This is a genomic window from Nocardiopsis sp. TNDT3, assembly GCF_003427465.1.
GTDB classification, from domain to species: Bacteria; Actinomycetota; Actinomycetes; order Streptosporangiales; family Streptosporangiaceae; genus Nocardiopsis; species Nocardiopsis dassonvillei.
In genome coordinates this window covers 1-5,134 of record NZ_QPFC01001346.1, presented here as the reverse complement: position 1 = coordinate 5,134, position 5,134 = coordinate 1, and the positions used below count along the sequence as shown (strand labels likewise).

Sequence of the window (5,134 nt, the reverse complement as noted above, 5' to 3'; positions counted from 1 at the left end):
CGGCGGTGCCGACGGCACTCGGCACCGCCGGGGCTCCGGCGCGGACCGGGGCCCACCGGCGGGACCGCCGAAGCGACACGGTCGCACCGGGCCCTCTCCCCGCGCACGCCGGGCCGCGTCCCGGCGCCTCCCGCGGCCTCCGCCTTCACCCCGCACGGCGGCCAGGAGCGGTGAGCAAGGTCACTCGACCGCATCCGGCCACCGGGGGAACACGCTCCGAGGCGTCTCCCAACAAGTACACATGACCTGCGGTGATCACACGCTTACCAGCAGGGGAAATCTTCACCATGTTCCTCGGTGGGGGAATCTGATTTACTGTCCAACGGCCCCGAACCTGCCATGCCGCCAACGAAGGCATTTCCCCGAGAAGAATTAACGGGAATTCCACATTCATTAACGTCACCGCAGCCGCCCCGGCGGGATGAACGAAATCCCTGACACCCAGAGATGCGAGCACGAGAATGACGATGAATATCGGAGGAAAAGTGGAGGGGCCGCTCTCCCTGGCCCACGCGTTACAGCGCCTGGCGAGGATCCCGTCCATGCGGCGCAAGTACGGCCGTTACCTCGTGCTGGGGCGCAGGCCCCGCCTGGTGGACCTGCCTCCCCTCACCCGTGAGGAGCTCGGCGAGGCCGTCGACACGATGATGCGGGAGTCCCCGGCCGAACTCTCCCGGGCCTCGCTCCACCTCATGGGGGGAACGACGTCCACGAGCCGCTTGGGCGCGCTCCCCTCCGACCTCCACGTGGACGAGATCGCCCCGCACCTTCAGCCCTTCGCACCGGGGGACCTGGTCGCGAGCCTGAGCACCCCGTTCCACATGCGCGCGTCGCACGACCTGCACAACGCGCTCGCCGCACGGGCCGGCGTCCCTACCCTGTCGCTCGACGCCCCGACGGACCAGATGATCGAGCCGTGCCTCGACCTCTTCGAGCGGCACGGGGTGAGCGCCCTCGCCGCCACCCTGGACACCGTCCAGCGCGTCCTGCGCTTCTGCGCCGCGTCCGGACGGCGCCTGGACTTCCTGCGCAAGGTGCTCTGGAGTGGACCGGCGATGGACGCGGGGACGCGCTCGCTGATCCGCACGCACTTCCCCCACCTGCGCACATGGGCGCTGTTCGGCTCCGCGGAGACCTGGATCATCGGGCACAGCGGACCCGACTGCGCGATCGACACCTTCCACCCGCTCCCCTACCAGCACACCGAGGTCGTCAACGGGCGCATGCTCGTGACCGTCACGCACAGGAAGGCGGTCGTCCCCCTGTTGCGCTACGACACCGGCACCGGGGCCGAGTGGACGTCGTGCACCTGCGAGCTGCCCGGCCGGCCCCTGCGGACCAACAGCCGCATAGACGCGCCCTACGGTCCGCTCAGCAGTCTGGTGTCCCCCGCCGACCTGGCGTCGCTCGCCCTCCAACTCGACTCGGTGGAAGCCGCCCAGGTGGTCCTGATCCGTCCGCACACCGAGAACGAGCGGCTGCGCCTGCGGGTCCGGCTCCGCCCCGGGACGGAGCCGGACCTGTACACCGTCGAGTGGATCCGGCACCACGTGGTGTCGGGCTGCCTGGCCCTGGCGGAGGTCATCGAGGAGGCCCCCGAGACCTTCGAGGTGACCCTCTCCCGGCGGCTGCTGGACCAGTCCTCGGACGGCTCGGCGCCGACGATGGTGGTCCGCACCGCCCCCCGGGGCCGCTGCTCCGCGTAACCCGTTCCCGCCACCCGGCCCCCGCACAGGGCCGGGCGGGAATTCACCGGCGCGGCGCGAGCGCGGCTCCCGCGAAATACGGCGGGACGCGGGCTGTCACGTCGAGGAGCAATTCCCTCCGTTCCCCGGGCGGGCGCGGCGGTCCGGAGGACGGGGCGCACTCCGTTACACACAACGGGTTCGGGGAACGGCGGAAAACGCCGTGCCGGCTCCGGACACACCCCAAACGCTCCGGCCCTTCCGGCCTCCCCGCCGGAGAACGACACCTCCCGGCACGGGCACGAGCCTGCGCGCCGGCCCGACCGCGTGTCCGCCCGGTCACCTTCCGCGGCGAGGCCGCCGGTCCGCGTCCGCCCTGAAAACAAGGCATCGCATGGGGCACAGGCTTCACTTTTGCATAAGAGATCGTATACTCATTCCAGATCGAACAGACAGCAGACCTGGAAGAGGAACACTGCGATGTGCGGACCCCACGTGATCCACAAGGCCCGGAAGACGTTCATGACCGCATCGGGGCACGCCCCGGAAACGCCGGGGGGCACGATCACGGCGGAGCGGCCCGCGCCGCCCGCGCGCCCGGCCGGCGCGGGCCTGGGCCGCAGGCGCATGCTGACCGGTTCGGCGGCCGTCGGCGCCGTGCTCACCGGGATCGGCGCCCTCGGAGGGCCGGTGGAGTCCGCCCACGCCCAGACCATCGCCGGGATCAGCCCGTCGCGGCTGACGGTCACCGACCTCACCCACGTCCTCCACAACGACTTCCCGATCTACCGGCCCTACATCCTCGACCCGAACATCTTCCAGTTCGCCTCGATCGAGGAGGACGGCTTCAACGCGCTCAAGCTGGAGATCGACGAGCACACCGGGACCCACTTCGACGCGCCGTGGCACTTCAACGACAGCGCTGACGCACTGCACACCCACGAGGTGGACCCGCGCGACCTGGTCTGTCCGCTCGTCGTCGTCCGCATCGCCGACCGCGCCGCGAGGCACTACGACGCCCAGGTCACCGTGGCGGACCTGCGCCGCTGGGAAAGGCGCCACGGCCGCATCCCCCGGGGCGCCCTGGTCGCCATGGACTCCGGATGGAGCGCGCGGGTACTCCAGAGCGAGGAGGCGATGCTCAACCGCGACAGCGACGGCGTCGCCCACTTCCCCGGGTTCGACATCGAGGCGATCGACTGGCTGCTGAGCGCGCGGGACATCGCCGGGATCGCCGTGGACACCCCGAGCTTCGACTACGGGCCCGACTCCGCCTCCAACCCCGAGGCGCACGTGTTCCTCCTCGGAGAGAACAAGTACGCCGTCGAGATGGTCGCCCACCTGGAGAGGGCTCCCGAGAGCGGCGCTATGGCGATCGTCGGCGTCGCCAACATCCGGGGCGGTTCCGGCGGCCCCGTACGCCTGTTGGCCCTCTCCTGAGGCGACGGGGGCCGCGGGGCCCCGGCGGCGGTCCTGCGCCCCGGGGTCCGACCGCCCTTCCGGTGGAGACCCGGCCGTCCCCGGGCCCCCGGACGGGCGACCGCCCTCCGCCGCTCAGCTCCACCCGTAGCGGGCCCGCAGGACGTCGGCGACCATCCAGAACAGCTCCTCGTCCATGACGGCCGCCTCCCGGCGGATGTCGTCCTCGTCGAACTCGAAGAGCCGGTCCACCCGCACGTAGGAGTCACGCTGTTCCCGGTCCCAGGGGCCCGAGCCGACGGGCAGCCAGTCCTGGCGCTCCCACGCGTCGGGGCGCCGGGAGGACAGCATCAGCCCGTGCAGCCGCCCGCCCCGGCGGCCGACCACCAGCAGCGGGCGGTCCTTGCCCCGCCCCGGGTCCTCCTCGTAGGGGACCCACGTCCACACGATCTCGCCCGCGTCGGCGAGTCCGTCGCGCTCGGGCGCGTAGACGAGCCTGGTGGCGCTGGCGGCGGTGGGGATCTCGCGGACCTCGCCCCGGTGGGGGTGGTCCTCGCTTCGGCGCGTCGTTCGTTCGCTCACGCCCGCATCCTAGGGCCTCCGCCCCGCCCCGGAGGTCTCACAGGTCCTGGACGGTGCCGATGATCCGCGCCCGTGCCCGGCTGCCCTCGGGAACCGGGACCAGCGGGTAGACGTGGAAGGCCCCCTCCTCCTCGTGCAGGTCCACCTCTCCCCCGGCCCGCGCGACGAGCGAGCGCAGGCGCCTGGTGTCGGGCAGGAACACGTCGCGGGTGCCGATGTAGAGGTCCATGGGCGGCAGGCCGGAGAGCACGCCGTTGACGGGGCTGAGCCGGGGCAGGGACAGGTCGTCGCCGTCCGCCCACACCTTGGCGGCCTCCTTGAGGCCGACCGGGCTGAGCCAGGGGTCCCGGCCCTCCACCTCGGCGATGTCGGGGTTGGACATGGTCAGGTCCGTCCACGGGGAGACCAGGATGAGCCGCGCGGGCTGGGGCAGGCCCTCCCCGGGCAGCGTCTGCGCGAGGGCGAGCGCCAGCCCGGCCCCGGCCGAGTCCCCGGCGAACACCGTGCGCTCCGGCGCGACGTGCTCCAGCAGGTCGCGGTACACGGTGTGGAGGAAGCCGAACGCCTCGCGGTAGGTGTGCTGGGGCGCCAGCCCGTAGATGGGCACCTCCACCCGACAGCCCACGTCCGCCATGCGCGAGATCAGCACCCAGTGCCAGGGGGAGATCTCGCTGATGTAGGAGCCCCCGTGCACGTACAGGACGGCCTTGTCGGGGTCCTCCTCCCGGTCCCGGGCGAGGACCGTGTAGCTCGCGAAGCCCCCGACCTCCCGCCGGGTGGTCTCGTGGCGCTTGGCGACCCAGTGCGGCGGCTCGGGGTCGTCCTTGGCCTCGTCGATGCGCTCGCGCGCGCCCTCGACGGTCTCCATGGGGCGCTTGCGCGCCACCCGGAACGCCACAGCGAGCATTCTCGCCACCAGGCTAGGCATGGGTGTCTCCACTCTCCTCGGGGGGTGTCCCCGACATTGCCACAGAGGTGTCGCGGCGGTCCGGGTACGCGGTCTAGAGCACGACCAGGTCGTCCCGGTGCACCAGCTCGCGCTCGTAGGAGGGGCCCATCTCACGGGCCAGCCACCGTGTGGACCTTCCCATCAGGTCGGGCACCTCGGCGGCGTCGTAGTTGACCAGTCCGCGGGCGACGACGGCGCCGTCCTCGTCGCACAGGTCCACCGGGTCGCCGGCGTTGAAGTCGCCGGTCACCCTCACCACACCGGCCGGGAGCAGGGACGCCTTCTCCCGCACCACCGCCGTGACCGCGCCGGGGTCCAGGACCAGGCTGCCCCGGCCCGCCGTGGCGTGCGCCAGCCACAGCTGGCGGGCCGAGGGGCGCCGTCCCCGCGCCGGGGCGAACAGGGTGCCCGCCGGCCCGCCCTCCAGGGCCGTGCGGGCGTTCGCGGCGGAGGTGAGCAGGGTGTGCACGCCCGCCTCCGTGGCGATCCGCGCCGACGC

At 72.3% G+C, this 5,134-nt stretch carries 5 protein-coding genes; 2 read left to right on the top strand and 3 right to left on the bottom strand.

From position 1 onward, the window contains the following. The first annotated feature begins 542 nt into the window (after nucleotides 1-542). Both DQW06_RS27655 and DQW06_RS27650 read left to right on the top strand, forming a co-directional pair. Nucleotides 543-1,706, top strand: coding sequence for an AMP-dependent synthetase (locus DQW06_RS27655; protein WP_117199586.1), 1,164 nt, complete (start codon nucleotides 543-545; stop codon nucleotides 1,704-1,706). Nucleotides 1,707-2,165: 459 nt separating this feature from the next. Then, on the top strand, nucleotides 2,166-3,125 hold the full coding sequence (locus tag DQW06_RS27650; RefSeq protein WP_071622530.1) for a cyclase family protein: 960 nt from the start codon (nucleotides 2,166-2,168) through the stop codon (nucleotides 3,123-3,125). Between the two features lie 114 nt (nucleotides 3,126-3,239). On the opposite strand, the gene DQW06_RS27645 is transcribed toward DQW06_RS27650, so the two are convergent. From DQW06_RS27645 to DQW06_RS27635, 3 genes are all read right to left on the bottom strand, one after another. Beyond that, a complete protein-coding gene (locus DQW06_RS27645) occupies nucleotides 3,240-3,686 on the bottom strand; it encodes a type II toxin-antitoxin system PemK/MazF family toxin (RefSeq protein WP_013154387.1) in 447 nt (148 codons plus the stop codon). Nucleotides 3,687-3,723: 37 nt separating this feature from the next. Then, nucleotides 3,724-4,614 (bottom strand): alpha/beta hydrolase fold domain-containing protein, encoded by an 891-nt coding sequence (locus DQW06_RS27640; protein WP_013154388.1) that lies wholly within the window; start codon nucleotides 4,612-4,614, stop codon nucleotides 3,724-3,726. 73 nt (nucleotides 4,615-4,687) lie between these two features. Then, the coding region (locus tag DQW06_RS27635) for a PUA domain-containing protein (protein WP_370449149.1) at nucleotides 4,688-5,134 on the bottom strand (447 nt) is incomplete at its 5' end.

Excerpts from the sequence above, each read along its gene's own strand:
- DQW06_RS27655 (WP_117199586.1), top strand. The coding sequence starts at position 543 with ATGCGGCGCAAGTACGGCCGTTACCTCGTGCTGGGGCGCAGGCCCCGC.
- DQW06_RS27650 (WP_071622530.1), top strand. The coding sequence starts at position 2,166 with ATGTGCGGACCCCACGTGATCCACAAGGCCCGGAAGACGTTCATGACC.
- DQW06_RS27640 (WP_013154388.1), bottom strand. The coding sequence starts at position 4,614 with ATGCCTAGCCTGGTGGCGAGAATGCTCGCTGTGGCGTTCCGGGTGGCG.